Origin of the sequence: Pseudokineococcus basanitobsidens, from assembly GCF_037482545.1 — a bacterium.
Taxonomy (GTDB): Bacteria; Actinomycetota; Actinomycetes; order Actinomycetales; family Quadrisphaeraceae; genus Pseudokineococcus; species Pseudokineococcus basanitobsidens.
This window is the reverse complement of record NZ_JBBIAA010000002.1, coordinates 12185-27006: the sequence shown is the minus strand read 5'-3', so window position 1 is coordinate 27006 and position 14822 is coordinate 12185. Positions and strand designations below refer to the sequence as shown.

Annotated in this window: 12 protein-coding genes; 4 read left to right on the top strand and 8 right to left on the bottom strand. The window is 77.5% G+C overall.

Going from position 1 to position 14822, the window contains the following annotated elements; translation table 11 throughout:
* Nucleotides 1-84 precede the first annotated feature (84 nt).
* Nucleotides 85-1560, bottom strand: a complete 1476-nt coding sequence (dacB, locus tag WDZ17_RS02400; RefSeq protein WP_339573536.1) for a D-alanyl-D-alanine carboxypeptidase/D-alanyl-D-alanine endopeptidase — start codon at nt 1558-1560, stop codon at nt 85-87.
* 316 nt (nt 1561-1876) lie between these two features.
* Between dacB and WDZ17_RS02395 the strand changes: the two genes are divergently transcribed.
* A complete protein-coding gene (locus tag WDZ17_RS02395) occupies nt 1877-2377 on the top strand; it encodes an inorganic diphosphatase (protein ID WP_339573535.1) in 501 nt (166 codons plus the stop codon).
* Between the two features lie 81 nt (nt 2378-2458).
* Here WDZ17_RS02395 and WDZ17_RS02390 read toward each other — a convergent pair whose 3' ends face one another.
* The 5 genes from WDZ17_RS02390 to WDZ17_RS02370 form a co-directional block, all read right to left on the bottom strand.
* Nucleotides 2459-4111 carry a HoxN/HupN/NixA family nickel/cobalt transporter gene (locus WDZ17_RS02390; RefSeq protein ID WP_339573534.1) on the bottom strand — a complete coding sequence of 551 codons (1653 nt, stop codon included), beginning with the start codon at nt 4109-4111 and terminating at the stop codon, nt 2459-2461.
* Nucleotides 4108-5685 carry a tetratricopeptide repeat protein gene (locus WDZ17_RS02385; RefSeq protein WP_339573533.1) on the bottom strand — a complete coding sequence of 526 codons (1578 nt, stop codon included), beginning with the start codon at nt 5683-5685 and terminating at the stop codon, nt 4108-4110. The genes WDZ17_RS02390 and WDZ17_RS02385 overlap by 4 nt, the downstream gene beginning before the upstream one ends.
* Nucleotides 5678-6586 (bottom strand): sortase domain-containing protein, encoded by a 909-nt coding sequence (locus tag WDZ17_RS02380; RefSeq protein WP_339573532.1) that lies wholly within the window; start codon nt 6584-6586, stop codon nt 5678-5680. Before WDZ17_RS02380 ends, WDZ17_RS02385 begins: the two co-directional genes overlap by 8 nt.
* On the bottom strand, nt 6586-8229 hold the full coding sequence (locus WDZ17_RS02375; RefSeq protein WP_339573531.1) for a DUF4331 domain-containing protein: 1644 nt from the start codon (nt 8227-8229) through the stop codon (nt 6586-6588). Before WDZ17_RS02375 ends, WDZ17_RS02380 begins: the two co-directional genes overlap by 1 nt.
* Nucleotides 8230-8405: 176 nt before the next feature.
* Nucleotides 8406-8930, bottom strand: coding sequence for a Fur family transcriptional regulator (locus tag WDZ17_RS02370; RefSeq protein WP_339573530.1), 525 nt, complete (start codon nt 8928-8930; stop codon nt 8406-8408).
* A gap of 188 nt (nt 8931-9118) precedes the next feature.
* Between WDZ17_RS02370 and WDZ17_RS02365 the strand changes: the two genes are divergently transcribed.
* From WDZ17_RS02365 to WDZ17_RS02355, 3 genes are all read left to right on the top strand, one after another.
* Nucleotides 9119-10189, top strand: coding sequence for an energy-coupling factor ABC transporter permease (locus WDZ17_RS02365; RefSeq protein ID WP_339573529.1), 1071 nt, complete (start codon nt 9119-9121; stop codon nt 10187-10189).
* Between the two features lie 89 nt (nt 10190-10278).
* Complete coding sequence (gene cbiQ, locus WDZ17_RS02360; protein ID WP_422631797.1) at nt 10279-11019, top strand: cobalt ECF transporter T component CbiQ; 741 nt, start codon at nt 10279-10281, stop codon at nt 11017-11019.
* The gene (locus WDZ17_RS02355; protein WP_339573527.1) at nt 11016-11855 is read left to right on the top strand and encodes an energy-coupling factor ABC transporter ATP-binding protein; all 840 of its coding nucleotides are present in this window, start codon (nt 11016-11018) and stop codon (nt 11853-11855) included. Before cbiQ ends, WDZ17_RS02355 begins: the two co-directional genes overlap by 4 nt.
* Nucleotides 11856-11873: 18 nt before the next feature.
* Here WDZ17_RS02355 and WDZ17_RS02350 read toward each other — a convergent pair whose 3' ends face one another.
* Both WDZ17_RS02350 and WDZ17_RS02345 read right to left on the bottom strand, forming a co-directional pair.
* A complete protein-coding gene (locus tag WDZ17_RS02350) occupies nt 11874-12395 on the bottom strand; it encodes a MarR family winged helix-turn-helix transcriptional regulator (RefSeq protein ID WP_339573526.1) in 522 nt (173 codons plus the stop codon).
* Nucleotides 12392-14704: an HAD-IB family phosphatase gene (locus tag WDZ17_RS02345; RefSeq protein WP_339573525.1), complete on the bottom strand. Its 2313-nt coding sequence runs from the start codon at nt 14702-14704 to the stop codon at nt 12392-12394. The genes WDZ17_RS02350 and WDZ17_RS02345 overlap by 4 nt, the downstream gene beginning before the upstream one ends.
* Nucleotides 14705-14822 lie beyond the last annotated feature (118 nt).

The following is a 14822-nucleotide window of genomic DNA, read 5'->3' as shown; positions in this document are numbered from 1 at the left end:
GAGGTCCGCCGGGGTCGTCGCGGGGCTGCTCACCGGCGTCACGGTACGGCGCGGCCCGAGGGGAGGAGGGACGGCGGTGAGGCGTCAGCGGCAGCCGCACCCGGCGAGGGCCGCGGCCACGTCGTCGAGCGCCCCGCGGGCCGCCTCGGTCGCGGGGACCTCGTCGGCGAGGACGGCGAAGGCGAGCAGCCGCCCGTCCGCGTCGACGGTGACGCCGGCGAGCGAGGACACGCCCGTCAGCGTCCCGGTCTTGGCGCGCACCTGCCCGCGGGCGGCGGGCTCGTCGCCGAGCCGTCCGGCGAGGGAGCCCGTGAGGCCGGCGACGGGCAGGCCCTCGAGCACCGGGCGCAAGGCGTCCTCCCGCGCGGCCGCCGCCAGGACGCCGGTCAGCGCGGTGGCCGGGACGCCGCTGCCGTCGCCGAGCCCGCTGACGTCCGCGAGCTCCGCGCCGCCGACGTCGACACCGAGCTCGGCCACCGCCGCCGGGACCGCCCGGGCCGCGCCGGCGGGCGTGACCGGGGCTCCCGAGGCCCGTGCCACGAGGAGCCCGAGGGCCTCGGCCCCCGTGTTGTCGCTGACGCGCAGCACGTCGCCCACGACCTCGGCGAGGGGGGCCGAGCGCACCTCCCCCAGCACGGGCGCGTCCTGCGGCAGCGCCGCCGGGTCGCCCCGCGCGACGTCGCCGACGACGTCCACGCCGCGCTCGCGCAGCCGGTCGGCGAGGACCTCCGCGGCGGCGAGCCCCGGGTCGGGCGCCCGGGGGGCGTACTCCTCGTCCGCCAGCCGGCCCGCGTCGACCGCGACGCCCGTGACGTCGGCGGCGTACCCGAGCGCGACGTCCCCCGGCGTCCAGCCGGCCGGCCGGACCGGCCCGGACGGCGCCAGGGGGTCGGCCAGGCGCAACGCCACCCGGCGCTCGCCGCGGTCCGCCAGGGCGGAGGCGACCTCGTCCGCGAGGTCCGCGAGCCCGGCACGGCCCACCACGGCCCCCGGGTCCCCTGCCCCCGCGCCGAGCAGCACGTCGCCGCCGGCGACGAGCACGACGACCGGGGTCGCGCCGTCGTCCGCGCCGAGGACGACGGACGTGGGCAGCGTCGTCCCGCCGCCGAGCAGCGAGAGGGCCGCGGCCCCGGTCAGCAGCTTGACGGTCGACGCCGGCTGCCGCGGTGCGCCTCCGCCCTCGTCGAGCAGGACGTCGCCGGTGAGGGCGTCGGTCACCACGGCCGACCGGGCGGGGCCCAGCGCCGGCGCTCCGAGCAGCGGGTCGAGCACGGCGGCCAGGGCCGCGGGCCCGGGCCGCGGCGCCGCGGTGGACGCCTCCGCCAGCACGGGCGCGGCCCCCTCGGTCGGGACCTCGGCGCCGGGCGCCTGCGGCCAGGGGTCGGGCTCCGGCGGCGGGGCGGTCGTCAGCGGGCCGGGGAGCACGTCCGCGGCGTCGGCGGCGGCGTAGCCGGCCAGCAGCACGAGGACGGCGAGCAGGGCGGTCGCGACGACGACCGGCCGCCGGGGGCCCCGGCGACCGGCCCGCCGGTCGGGACGCACGGTGGACGCGCTCGGCACCGCTCGCCCCCCGCGTCCGTCCCGGCTCGGGCCGCCCGGTCGGGACCCGCACGGTCCCCGGCGACGCGCAGGCCCAGGTCAGGGCCGCGGTGCGCCACACTACGCAGCCTGGACCGGGCCGGGACCGCGCGAGCGCCCCGGCCCGTCGCCACACCCGACAGACCAGCACGACGCACCAGCACCACGGCAGACCAGCACGACGCACCAGCACCACGGCAGACCAGCACGACAGACCAGCACGACAGACCAGCACCGAGCCAGGCCGCCGGACCAGCAGAGGGCCGGGAGGCCGGCGCACCGCCGGGAGGGCACGCACGTGGAGTTCGACGTCACGATCGAGATCCCCAAGGGGAACCGCAACAAGTACGAGGTGGACCACGAGACGGGACGTATCCGTCTCGACCGCACGCTGTTCACCGCCACGCGGTACCCGGCGGACTACGGCTTCATCGACGACACGCTCGGCGACGACGGCGACCCCCTCGACGCGCTGGTCATGCTCGACGAGCCGACGTTCCCCGGCTGCGTGGTGCGGGCCCGGGCGGTCGGCATGTTCCACATGCGCGACGAGGCCGGCGGCGACGACAAGGTCCTCTGCGTGCCGGCCGGCGACCCGCGTCTGGAGCACATCCAGGACCTCGGCGACGTCGGCGAGTTCTACCGGCAGGAGATCGACCACTTCTTCCGCATCTACAAGGACCTCGAGCCCGGCAAGTCCGTCGAGGGCTCGCACTGGGTCGGCCGCGCGGACGCCGAGTCGGAGATCGAGAACTCGCGCCGCCGCCTCGCCGAGAACGGCGGCCCGGGCGGCCACTGAGCGCGCGCGGCGCGGGGCCCTCCCGGTCGGCGGGGCCCCGCGCCGGGTGCCGGTGACGGGCGGGGCCCCCCGCGTCGCCGGTCAGAGCAGCAGGCCGCGCAGGACGAGGCCCGCTCCGACGGCGACCACGAGCGCCGCCGTCGCCAGCGGCAGCACCTCGCGCAGCCGTGCGAGCGACCTCGGGGCCCGGACGGAGCGCCCCGCCCGGTCCAGGCGGCCACGGGCGTGGACGAGCAGGAGCCCCACGGCCGTCAGCGTCCCGGCCATGCCCGCCCCGTAGGCGAGGACGAGCAGGACGCCGAAGACGCTGCGCCCCAGGGCGACCGCGCCCAGGAGCACCACGAGGGCCGACGGGCTCGGCACCAGGCCGCCGGCCACGCCGATGCCGACGAGGCTGCGACGGCTGAAGCCCTCCCCGGGCCCGTGCGTGTGCCCGTGCGGGCCGTGCGTGTGCCCGTGCGGGCCGTGCGCGTGCCCGTGCGGGCCGTGCGCGTGCCCGTGCGGGCCGTGCGGGTGACCGTGGCCGTGCCCGTGGTCGACGTCGGGCTCGGGCGGGAGCGTCGCGGCGCTCGTCCGCCCCTCGGCGGCGTGCGCGGCGGCCGGGGCCACGAGGACCCCGGGCGTCCCCCTCCGCGCCTGCTCCTCGTGCAGCGCGGCGTGCACCTCGGCGTCGAGCGTCGGGGCCGCCCGGCGCTCGCGGAGCGCGTCCCGCACGAGCACCGCGCCCACGGCCATGACGAGCAGGCCGCTGACGACGCCGAGGGAGCGCAGCACCTGCTCGCCGGCGAGGGTGCTCGCGACCGTCAGCACCAGGCCCACGACGAGCACCCCGACCGTGTGGGTGAGGGTGACGGTGCCGCCGACGAGCAGGGCGTCGCGGCGCCGGCCGCGGCGGCCCGCGAGGTAGGCCGCCATGACGGTCTTGCCGTGCCCGGGCAGGACGGCGTGCCCCGCGCCGAGGAGCGCCGCGAGGACCACGGCCAGCACCCCGACGACGGGCGTGAGCTCGCGGGCGCCGACGAAGGACTCGAGCCGGGCGTCGCCGGCGGCCACGAGCCGGCTGAAGGGGTCACCGCCGGAGGACAGCACCTCCAGCGCGCCGCCGCCGCCGGGCCCGCCCGGCACGACCGAGAGCTCCACCGAGCGGACGTCGAGCGGCGAGGACAGCAGGTCGCGCGGGTAGCTGCGCAGCTCCTCGCTCACGCTCTCCGCCGGGACCGGTGGGTCCTCCAGCGAGACGCCCTCCCCCGTCGCGGTGATCTCGCGCCAGCCCACGCGGTCCGTGCGGTAGCCCTGGGAGAACGAGACGGTCGTCGCCGCGCCGAGGTCCACGGGGGCGGTGAGCTCGCAGACGAGACGCAGCGTCGGCAGCGAGGCCGCCCCCGGGACCACGGTCATCGACGCCGAGGAGACCTCGAGCGGGGTGGCGCCGCCGTCGGCGGTCGCCAGCTCCGCCGCCGCCGCCACGTCGGGGCACTCCCCCGTCGCCGCGGCCGCGAGCTCGTCGGCGGACATCTGCCCGTCGCCGTCCGTGTCGACGTCGGGCAGCTGCTGCTGCGTGGGGATCTCGGCGGTGTCGACGACGCTCAGCACGTCGACGCGGTCGGGGCGCAGGACGAGCCCGTCGTACTGGCTGACCGTGAAGTTCCCGAGCGGGTGCGCCTGCGCCGGCGCTGCGAGCCCGAGGGCGAGCAGCAGGGCACCGAGGGCGCCGAGCGCGAGTCGCCGCGTCACGACGAGGTCAGGCTGGTGAGCGCGGCCCGGGCCCGCGGGGCGTGCAGCGGGGAGAACCGGGGGCTCGTGGCGAGAGCCAGCTCCAGGGACTGCCGCGCGTCGTCCCGCAGGCCGAGCGAGAGCTGGATCATCCCGCGGTGGTAGTCCACGAGCGCGTCCCGGGTGCCCACCTCCTGGGCGGCCAGGGCGTGCTGGAGGGCCTCCTCGTCCTGCCCCGCCGCGTGCAGCGACCAGGCCAGGGCGTCCTCGACCCCGACGCCGGACCGCGTCGCGGCGTCGGCCCGCGCGATCTCCACGGCGACGGCCGGGTCCCCGTGGTCGGCCTCGTACAGGGCCACCTCCACGTCGGGCACGACGCCCGCCGCGTCGAAGAGCGCCCGCGTCGCGGCGGCGACGTCGTACTGCTGCTGCGCCTCCTCCTCGCGCCCGAGGCTCTCCAGCAGCTCGCCGTGCTGGACGAGGTAGGCCGGCTGCGGGAGCCGCTCGACGACGAGCGCGCCGTCGGCGAGCGCGCCCTCGACGTCGCCCTGCGCCGCGCGGGCCGCGGCCCGGCCCGCGAGCAGGGCGGTGTCGGAGGGGTCGCGCTCGAGGCCGGCGTCGTAGTGCGCGACGGCGTCCGCGTAACGGCCCTCCCCGGCCGCGAGGGCGCCGAGGTGCTGGAGGACGAAGGCGGCGTCGGCGTCGCTGCTCGCGAGCTCGAGGGCGCGCTCCAGCAGGACGCGCGCGTTCTCGCGCTTCCCGGCGAGCTCGTAGGCGTAGGAGACCCGCGTGAAGGAGGGCACGCCCGGGCGCAGGTCGACCATCTCCTGCAGGGTCGCGTCCGCGGCCGCGTACTCCCCCAGCTCGACCTGCGCGTCGGCGAGCACGCCCTTCGCGGTCGCGTCGTAGGGGTCGGCCGCGACGGCCTGCTCGGCGAGCCGGCGGCCACCGGCGAAGTCGTGGCGGGCGTTCGCAAGGGCGGCCTGCCCGGCCAGCGCGTCGGCGTTGCCCTCGGGACGGGCCTCGAGCGAGCGGGCGAGGGCCTGGTCGGCCTTGTCGTAGAAGGAGGGGTCACCGGTGCGGCGGGCCTGGCCGACGTAGGCGACGCCGAGGGCGGCCCACGACGCGTCGTCCTGCGGCAGCCGGCGCAGCCGGTCCTGGAGCGCGGCCACCGCGGCCCGGGGGTCGCGCGCGGCGGCCGCCGGGTCGACGGCGGTCGCGGCGGAGGCCGAGGTCGGCGGGGGCCCGGCCGACGGGCCGGACGTGAAGGCGACGCCGCCGAGCACGACGAGCGCGGGCGCCAGCACCGCGGCCGCGACCGCGGACCGCCGGTGGCGGGCCAGCGCGCCCCGCAGACCACCCCCGCCGGTGCGCGACGGGTGCTCGTGGTCGTGCGGGTGCTCGTGGTCGTGCGGGTGCTCGTGGTCGTGCGGGTGCTCGTGGTCGTGCGGGTGCTCGTGGTCGTGCGGGTGCTCGTGGTCGTGCGGGTGCTCGTGGTCGTGCGGGTGCTCGTGGTCGTGGTCGTGCGGGTGCTCGTGGCCGTGCAGGTGCTCGTGACCGTGCGGGTGCTCGTCCCGGCCGCGCTGCTCAGGCATCCGTGCTCTCCTCCGCCGTCTCGTCGCCCGGGTCGCCCTCGGCGGCCGGCGGTGTCTCGTCCACGAGGTCGGCGAAGACGACCACGTTGTCGAGGTAGTGGCCCGTGGCGGGGTCGACCTCCCCGCCGCAGGTGATCAGGTGCAGCTGCGAGGCACCGTCGCTCGTGTACACCCGGTCCTCCGGGAACGCGTCCTTGGCGAACTGCTCGACCGAGGTCACGCGGTACGTCGCGACGCTGGCGTCCGCACGGCCCACGACGACCTCCTGCCCCGGCTCCATCTCGCCCAGGTCGAGGAAGGCCGCCGGCTCACCTCCGAGGCGCACGTGCGCGGCGACGACGGCGCCCCCCGGGTCACCCGGGGCGGGGCCGCCGGACCACCAGCCGATGTCCTGCGCCCGGGTGGGGACCTCGAGCGAGCCGTCCCCGGTGATCCCGAGGTCGACGAAGCCCTGGTCGATGCCGAGCGCCGGGATGACGAGACGGGTCGGCTCCGCCGCCCGGGACTCCGGTCGTAGCACCCGCGGCGGGGGGCGTCGGGTGACGGTCACGGTGGGGACCGGGGCCGGGGCCGTGGCGGTGACCCCGGCCACGGCGGACGGCGGTCCGCCCTGCCCGCCGACGACACCACCGAGCAGCAGGCCTGCGCCCACGCCGACGACGCCCACGAGGGCGGTCCGCAGCCGCGCCGACGCCGGCGCCGTGAGACGTGCCGCACCGGCACGCCGCACCGGGCGCGCCGCGGCGCCGGGCCCGGCGGCCGGCACGTCGGTGCCGTCCGCCGAGGACCCGGCGCCGGAGCGGTGGGGCTGGTGGTCACCGGAGGGGGCGTCCCCGACCGGGGAGCCACCGCCGGCGGTGGGGACGCCGCGCACGGCGTCCCCACCGTCGGTGTCGTGCATCAGGCGGAGCCCTCCCGACGACGACGCGAGCTCACGAGGAGGTAGCCGAGGGCACCGAGGCCCACGACGCCGGCGCCCACGGGCACCAGCGGAGAGGTGCCGCCGGTCGCGACGGCCTCGGAGCCGGTGTCGACCCCGCCGCTCGGGACGTCCGCGACCGTCCCGGAGCCGGAGTTCGGCAGCGCGAGGTAGGGGAAGGAGTCGGAGAAGTCGACGTTGTTGGCGTCCACCCCGTCGCCCGCGGCCAGGGCGTCGACGATCTCGACCCCCGTCGGCGCACCGGTCTCGTCGACGCTCACGGCGCCGGCCACGGCCTGCAGGGCGATGTCGAGCACGTCGTCGGTGGGACGACGGCCGTTGGGGAAGCCCTGGTTGTCCCCGGCCAGCACGCCCAGCCGGTTCGGCTCCTCGGTCACCGGGACCGACGTGTTGAGACGCAGCTGCTCGGAGGGCCGCACCTCGTCGGCCAGCGGCTGGTTCAGCCCCTTGAGCCCGGTGAGGAAGATCGCCTGCAGGTCGGTGCGGGGGGTCTCCTTGACGGGCAGGCCGTAGATGCCGTTGAGCAGGTACGGCAGCTCGGGGTTCAGCACCTTGTTGACGGCCGCCGTCACGTCGGCGTCCTGCTCCGGCGGCAGCGCGTTGAACGCGTCCTTGAGGTTGGCCGGGATGACGACCTCGTTGACGAGCGGGTTGCCCAGGCGCGAGACCTGCACGAACTCGCCGCTGCCGGTGAGCGTGCCGTCCGCGGCGGCGGTCCGCACCGAGGCGCGGTCGGTGGTCGACCAGACGCCGATCGTCGGGTCGGGCCCCTCGGACGTGGAGCCGTCGGGCCCGGTGACCTCGTAGGTCGCGTCCCCGAGGAGCGACTCGGTGGGCAGCTGCAGCGCGACCGAGTTGACGTTGTACGGGGCGAGGGTGTCGTTGCCCGTCTCGGAGAGGTCGCCGCCGTAGAGGAGGTCGAAGACGCGCAGGTCGAGGAAGAAGGAGTCCTCGGCCTGCCCGACGAAGGACTTGCCGCCGTCCGCGACGTCCACCACGGCCTCGTCGCGCAGCGCCTGGTAGTCGGGGAAGGAGGCGTCGCCGACGTGCGAGGGGGCGACCGGGGCCCCCTCGACGAGGACGTCCTCGCCCTCGTCGGTGATCTCCGTGAGCGTGTACGTCTGCTTGAAGAGCAGCGTCGGGTCGTCGAGGCTGCTCACCGGCCCGTTGTTGTAGAGGAACGTGCCGTCGGCGGGCAGGTCGGCCCCGTCGGGGTAGTCCACGTCACCCCGGGCGTCGACGTTGTCGAACGTCCACTGGTAGGTGATGTCCGGGACGGCGTCGCCGTCGTTGTCGATCTTGACGTTGTAGTGCGCCTGGTCGCCGGTGGCCCACGGGTAGAAGTTGGGGCCCCCCGCCGGCTCCTGGAACGGGAGCCAGCTGGCGATGAGCGTCGTCGTGCCCGGCGCGTCCGGGCTGACGAAGGCGTAGGTGTCGGTGTTGTCGATCGTCGGGTCCGCGGCGGTCAGCGGCGCCTCGCGGTGGCTGGAGGCCCAGCCGCCCTGGGCGCCGAGCACGAGCGACGTGCCGCCGACGGCCACCGCCGTGGCGGCGACGGCAGCGGCGGCGCGCTGCGCTCGGGTGGTGCGGTGGGTGGGGCTCACGAGTCCTCCTGGGGCGTCGTCGCGGTGCCGCAGCGGCACCGCGTCGGGACGGCGTGGTGCCGTCCCGCGCGGGCCGTCGGACGTCCCGCGCACCAGAACGTAACCAGCAAACACTCAGAGCAACTAGCGAAATCGCCCACGACCGCCCAGGACGGGCCACCTGCGACGAGGTCGCATCACGTCTCACCCGATGGGACGCGGTGGGCACGGCTCGGGGAGCAGACGGCGCAGGTGCCCGAGAGCGCCACGTGCTGCGGCTCCAGGTGGAAGCCCAGCTCCTGCACGAGCCGCCCGCGGACGGCGTCGAGCAGGTCCCCCGGCACGTCCACCACCCGCCCGCACCGGCGGCAGTGCGCGTGCAGGTGGTCCTCGCCGACGGCCTCGCCGGCCAGGTGGTGCACGGTCGCCCCGTGCCCGACGTGGACGTGGGTGACGACGCCGAGGTCGGCGAGGGTCTCCAGGGTCCGGTAGACGGTGGCGCGGTTGACCCCGGGCAGGACGGCGTCGATGCGCGCGGAGACGTCGTCCGCGGTGAGGTGCTCGTCGGCCGCGGCGAGCACCTCGACCACGGCGCGCCGCGGCGGCGTCACCCGCTGACCCCCGGTGCGCAGCCGCGCGACGGCGCGGGCGACCGCGTCGTGCGCCCCCCGGACGACGTCCGGCGGCGCGGCCGACCTCACGCGCACGTCGTCTCCGGTCACGGCCACACCTCCCTGGGTACGCGTCGGACGCCGTCGGCCCCTGTCGGCGCGCCGCGGGACGGGCTGTCGCCGGACGGCCGCCACGGGCAGTCCTGACGCTATGTCACCGAGTCGAACTTCAGGTAACGATCTGGGGTGGGTCCTCCAACCTCTTGCGACTCCGTCGCAGATGTCCGCATGATCACGCCATGCACGTCCCTGACGGCTTCCTCGACCTCGCCACCTCCGTCTCGACCGCGGCGGTGAGCGTCGGAGCCGTCGGCCTGTGCCTGCGACGCGCCCGCCACGAGGTCGAGCTGGCCGGACCGGCGATGCCCGGTCTCGTGTCCGCGTTCGTGTTCGCCGTGCAGATGGTCAACTTCCCCGTGGGGGCCGGCACGAGCGGTCACCTCATGGGGGGAGCGCTGGCGGCCGCGCTCGTGGGTCCGGCCACCGCCGTGGTCTGCCTGACGGTCGTCCTGCTCGTGCAGGCGCTGCTCTTCGCCGACGGGGGGCTCACCGCCCTGGGCACGAACGTCCTGCTCATGGGGGTGGTCACGGTCGTCGTCGGCTACGGCGTGATGCGCCTGGTCGCGGCGGTGCTGCCGCGGCGGCGCTGGTCCGTCGTCGCCGCCGGGAGCGCCGGGGCCCTCGTCTCCGTGCCGGCGGCAGCGCTCGTCTTCGTCGGGCTGTACGCGGTCGGGGGCAGCGTGCCCGTGCCCCTGGGCCGGCTGGCCACCGCGATGCTCGGGTGGCACGCCCTCATCGGCGTCGGCGAGGCCGTCATCACCGGCGCCGTGCTCGCGGCCGTCGTCGCGAGCCGGCCGGACCTCGTCCGCCTGGCGCGGACGACGCGGGCGGCGCTGCCCGACCTCGTCGTCGTGGGGGCGGACGGCGTCCGGCGGCCCGTGGCCGCCCGCGGCGGCCGCGCCGTCGGGCCGGACCGCCCGGACGACGACCGGGATGGGGCCCAGGAGGGGGCACGGCCCGGACGTGGCGCCCTCGCCGTCGCGCTGCTGGTCTCGCTGGCGGTGGCCGGGGGCCTCAGCCTGCTCGCGAGCGCGAGCCCCGACGGGCTGGAGTCCGTCGCCGGCACCCTCGGCTTCGGCACCGCCGCCGCCGACTCGGCCGTGGCCGCGGGGCCGCTCGCCGACTACGCCGTCGCGGGGCTGGGGGGTGCGGCGGCGCCGGTCCTGGCCGGGGTCGCCGGGGTCGTCGCCACCGCCGTCGTCGGCGCGGCCGCCTTCGCCCTGGCCGCGCGTCGGCGCGCCGCCCGGTGACGGCACCGACGGACGTCCTCGACGACGGCGCTCGCGTCGTCCTCCCGCCCCGCCGGACCCGCCCGCAGGACGCGGGCCGCGCGCACGGGCTGCTCGTGCCGACCGGGTCCCCCGTCCACGTCCTGCCGGCCCACACCAAGCTCGTCGCGCTGCCGGCCCTCGCCGCCTGCGTCGTCCTCGTGCCCGCGGGGGCGTGGTGGGCCCTCGGCGCCTGCGCCGTGCTGCTGCTCGCCGTCGTGGCCCTCGCACGGCTCCCCCCGGGGCGGGTCGCCCGCCGGATGCTCGTCGAGGTGCCGTTCGTCGTCTTCGCGCTGCTGCTCCCCCTCGTCGCCACGGGACCACGGGTGGACGTGCTGGGGCTCGAGCTCTCCCGGTCCGGGCTGGTGGGAGGGGGCACCCTGCTCGCCAAGGCGACGCTCGGCGTCCTCGCCGCCGTCGTGCTGGCCGCCACGACGACCAGCCGCGACCTGCTGGCCGGGCTGGACCGGCTCCGGCTGCCCCGGACGATGGTCGCCATCCTCGGCTTCGCCGTCCGCTACTCCGTCGTGCTCGTCCAGGACAGCCGCCGCCTCGGGGTGGCCCGCGCCGTCCGCGGCGGCGGGGACGGGCGCCTGCGGCACCTGCGCGCCGTCGCCGCCGGAGCCGGGACGCTCTTCGTCCGGTCCTACGAGCGCGGCGAGCGCGTGCAGCGCGCCATGCTCGTGCGCGGGTGGACGGGAGCCATGCCGGCGCTCGAGAGCCGGCCCGCCACGGGCCGGGAGTGGCTGGCCGCCGGGGCGGCGCCCGCGCTGGCCCTGGTGATCGCCCTCGCCGCCCGGGTCGGCGCGTGAGGGCGGGCACGCCCGCAGCGCCCGCGGCCTCCGTCCCGGCGCTCCTGCTGGAGCAGGTGGCCTTCGCCTACCCCGACGGGCGCCAGGTCCTCTTCGGCGTCGACCTCCGCGTGGACGCCGGCGAGCGGGTCGCGCTCCTCGGGCCCAACGGCGCCGGCAAGACCACGCTGGCCCTGCACCTCGTCGGCGTCGTCGGTCCCGCCGCCGGGGGGTCGGGGGGCACGGGCGCCGGGAGGGTGGGCGTCGCGGGGCTGGCGCTGACGCGCCGCAGCCTGCCCGAGGTGCGCCGCCGCGTCGGCCTCGTCTTCCAGGACCCCGACGACCAGCTCTTCATGCCGACGGTCCGCGACGACGTCGCCTTCGGGCCGGCCAACCTCGGCCTGACCGGTGCGGCGCTCGCCGCCCGGGTCGAGCACGCCCTGGACCTCGTCGGGCTGCGGCACGCCGCCGACGAGGCGCCGCACCACCTCTCCCTGGGTCAGCGGCGACGGGCCGCCGTGGCCACGGTCCTCGCCATGGAGCCCGACGTGCTCGTCCTGGACGAGCCGACGAGCAACCTGGACCCGGCCAGCCGGCGCGAGCTGTCGGAGGTCCTCACGGCGCTCCCGACGACGCTGCTCGTCGTCACCCACGACCTGCCGTACGCCCTCCAGCTGTGCGAGCGCTCCGTCCTGCTCGACGGGGGCCGGGTCGTGGCGGACGGACCGACCCGCGAGCTCCTCGCCGACGAGGCCCTGCTGCGGGCGCACCGGCTCGAGCTGCCCTACGGGCTCGACCCGCTGTCGGTGGCCGGGCCCGAGCCTCGCCCCGGCGGGGCCCGACGCGCCGCGGGCTGAGCCACCCCTCCCGCGCGCTCAGCCCGGGACGTCGTTGAAGCGCTCGAGCAGCGTGGCCAGCGTCCGCACGTCCGCGTCCGACCAGGGCTCCAGCCGCTCGCGCAGGCGGGCCCGGCGCACCGAGCGGACCCGGTCGAAGCGCTCGCGCCCCTCGGCGGTGAGCCGCACGAGCGAGGCGCGGCCGTCCGTCGGGTCGCTCGTGCGCTCGACGAGGCCCAGGTCGACGAGCTGGGAGAGCTGGCGCGAGGTCGTCGGCTTGCCGATGCCGAGGAACGCCGCGAGGTCCGTCGTCCGCTCGGCGCCCACGGCGGACAGCCGCAGCAGCAGCCCGTACGCGGCGTGGTCGAGGTCCGGGTGGACCTCGCTCGCCCCGGACGCCGAGACCGCGCGAGCCCGCCGCACCAGCAGCCCGACCTGCGTCTCCAGGGCCGCGACCGCCTCCTCGTGCGTGTCGCCCGCGCCACCCGCAGCCGTCCGCTCGCCCTCGGCCATCTGCTCCCCCTCCACCGCTCGGTCCCGCGCCGGGTCCGCCGCACTCACGACGTCACCCCGCGCGGCGGGCGCAGCCGCCGCGGCAGCGTCGTCCGCGAGGCCCACACCTCGACGGGCCAGCCGGCCCCGCGCGCCGCCCGCAGCAGGGGGACGTCGGGCGAGACCGCCGTCGGGAGCCCGACGGCCCGCAGGAGCGGCAGGTCGGAGTGGCTGTCGGCGTAGGCGTAGCTGCGCGTCAGGTCGTACCCGTGGACCTCGGCGTAGCGCACCACCCAGGCCGCGCGGCCCTCGCCGACGAGCGGGGGGGCGGTGAGGTAGCCGGTCGCGCGGCCGTCGGCGTCCGCGGCCAGGCGTGCGCTGACGACCTCGTCGAACAGCGGGGCGAGCGGCCGGGTGAGCTGCTCGACGGCGCCCGTGAGCAGCACCGTGCGGTGGCCCGCGGCGCGGTGCTCGGCGACCCGGCGCAGCGCGGCGTCGCTGGTGCGCCCGAGCAGAGCCGGCGCCAGCACCGTGTCGGCCAGCTCGTCGAGGACGGCGAGGTCGGCGCCGCGGTAGCGCCGGTACACCTGCCGCAGGAAGTCGCTGCGGTCGCGGCGCTCGGTCATGAGCATGGACGGCAGCCGGCCCGCCAGCGCCACGACCTCGCGCGCGGCGCGGGCGCTGCGCAGCCCGGGCAGGCGGGTCCACAGGTAGGTCTCCACCACGTTCGCCGTCAGCAGGGTCCCGTCGAGGTCGAAGACCGCGAGGACGTCCGAGGGGGCGGCCCCCGGCTCGGCCGGCACGAGGGGGCGGCGCACCCCGGCCGGCCCGCGCCGCGCGCGCAGCCGTCGCAGCTCGTCCTGCTTGCGGACCGGTGTCGTGACGCTCGGCACGTGCACGTCGCGGACGTAGTGCTCCCAGTCCACGGCGGCGGTGTCGAAGCCCAGCGCCGGGACGTCCGCGGGGTCCAGCGACCGGTGGAGCGCCAGCGTCGCGTCGTCGACGAAGTGCAGCTCCGACTGCGTGTACGGCTGGTAGAGGTCGGAGAAGCGCCGCAGCACCTCCAGGCGGGTGCCGAGACGGTCGAGGTCCCGGCTCCAGCCGCGCACCCGCTCCGAGCGCGGCACGTAGGTGAGGGCGCGCTCGGCGCCCGCGTGCAGCTTCTCGCTGAGCGCGAGCCGACGCTCGACGGGGGCGGCGCCCGGGAACTCCCAGGTGGGCAACGGGCCGACGTCCGGCGCGTCGAAGGGGTGCGCGAGGAAGTGGTCGCGCACGAGCTCGTAGAGGCGCCGGATCGTCAGCGGGTTGCGCGCGCCGGAGGACACGTGCAGGTACTGCGGCGACCCCGGCTCCGGCGTGCTCGCGCACACCGCGACGAGGGCGTTGACGACGTGGTCGACGGGGACGATGTCGATCGTCGCGTCCGGCGCCGCCGGCACCTCGGGCAGCTCGCCGCGACCGAAGGCCATGATCAGCGGCTCGGCCATCTTGAAGCCCTCGATCCACCCCGGGTAGGGGTGCTCCAGGGCCGACTCGACGATGGAGGGGCGCAGGACGGTGACCGGCAGGGGCGCCCCGATCTCCTCCACGACGCGCTCCCCCAGCGCCTTGGTGAAGGTGTACACGTCCGTCCAGCCCAGGCTGTGGCCCCGCTGGCGACCCGCCTCCCGCTGCTGGTCGAGCACCCACTCGCGGCGGCGGCGCTCGGCGTCGGCCGCGACCGTCAGCGGGCCGGCGCGCCCGTGCAGCGCCTGCGCCTGCGCGTTGAGGCGGGCCAGCACGGCGGGCGTGCGCGAGTCCTCCTCCAGCCGGGCGGCCAGGCGCACGGCCGCGTCGAGCTCGGTGCGCCAGTCGACGGAGTGCTCGACGGAGGCCTCGGGGACCGGCCCGCGCCGGCGGCCGCCGACGTAGGCCGTCGAGACGTGGACGTAGTGGACGCCGCTGCGCCCCGCCTCGCGGCCCTCGCCGGGGGCGCTCGCCTGCAGGACCCGCTCGAGCAGCTGGCCCGTGCCGACGACGTTGACGGCGAAGGCCTCCTGGACGGGAGGGGCGAAGCCGACCTCGCCGGCGCAGTGGACGACGACGTCGAGGTCGCGCGGCAGCGGCGGGACGTCCGCGAGGTCGCCCTCGAGGACCTCGACACGCCCGGCCAGCCGGTCGAGACCACCGGCGGCCTCGACCGCGGGGGCGAAGGTGCGGCGACGGAGCAGCCGCAGGACGCGGTCCGCGGCGGGCTGGCCGGCCTTGGGGCGGACCAGGACGACGGGGCGGGCGTCCGGCACCTCGACGAGCAGCGTCCGCAGCAGGGCCTCGCCGATGAAGCCGGTGACGCCCGTCACCAGGATGCGGCGTCCCGCCAGGGAGTCCCTCAGCCGCACCGCAGCCCCACCTCGTGCCCTCCTCGCGCGCCCGCGACGGCTCCCGCCCGGGGCCGGCGGGCGCCCGGGGATCCTCCCGGGGCGCGGCCGGACGGCGCAGACCCTACGGGAGCCGCCG

Bases quoted from the DNA above. Each gene is read 5' to 3' on its own strand.
- WDZ17_RS02365 (WP_339573529.1), top strand. From the start codon at position 9,119: ATGCACGTCCCTGACGGCTTCCTCGACCTCGCCACCTCCGTCTCGACC.
- WDZ17_RS02380 (WP_339573532.1), bottom strand. From the start codon at position 6,586: ATGCACGACACCGACGGTGGGGACGCCGTGCGCGGCGTCCCCACCGCC.
- WDZ17_RS02385 (WP_339573533.1), bottom strand. From the start codon at position 5,685: ATGCCTGAGCAGCGCGGCCGGGACGAGCACCCGCACGGTCACGAGCAC.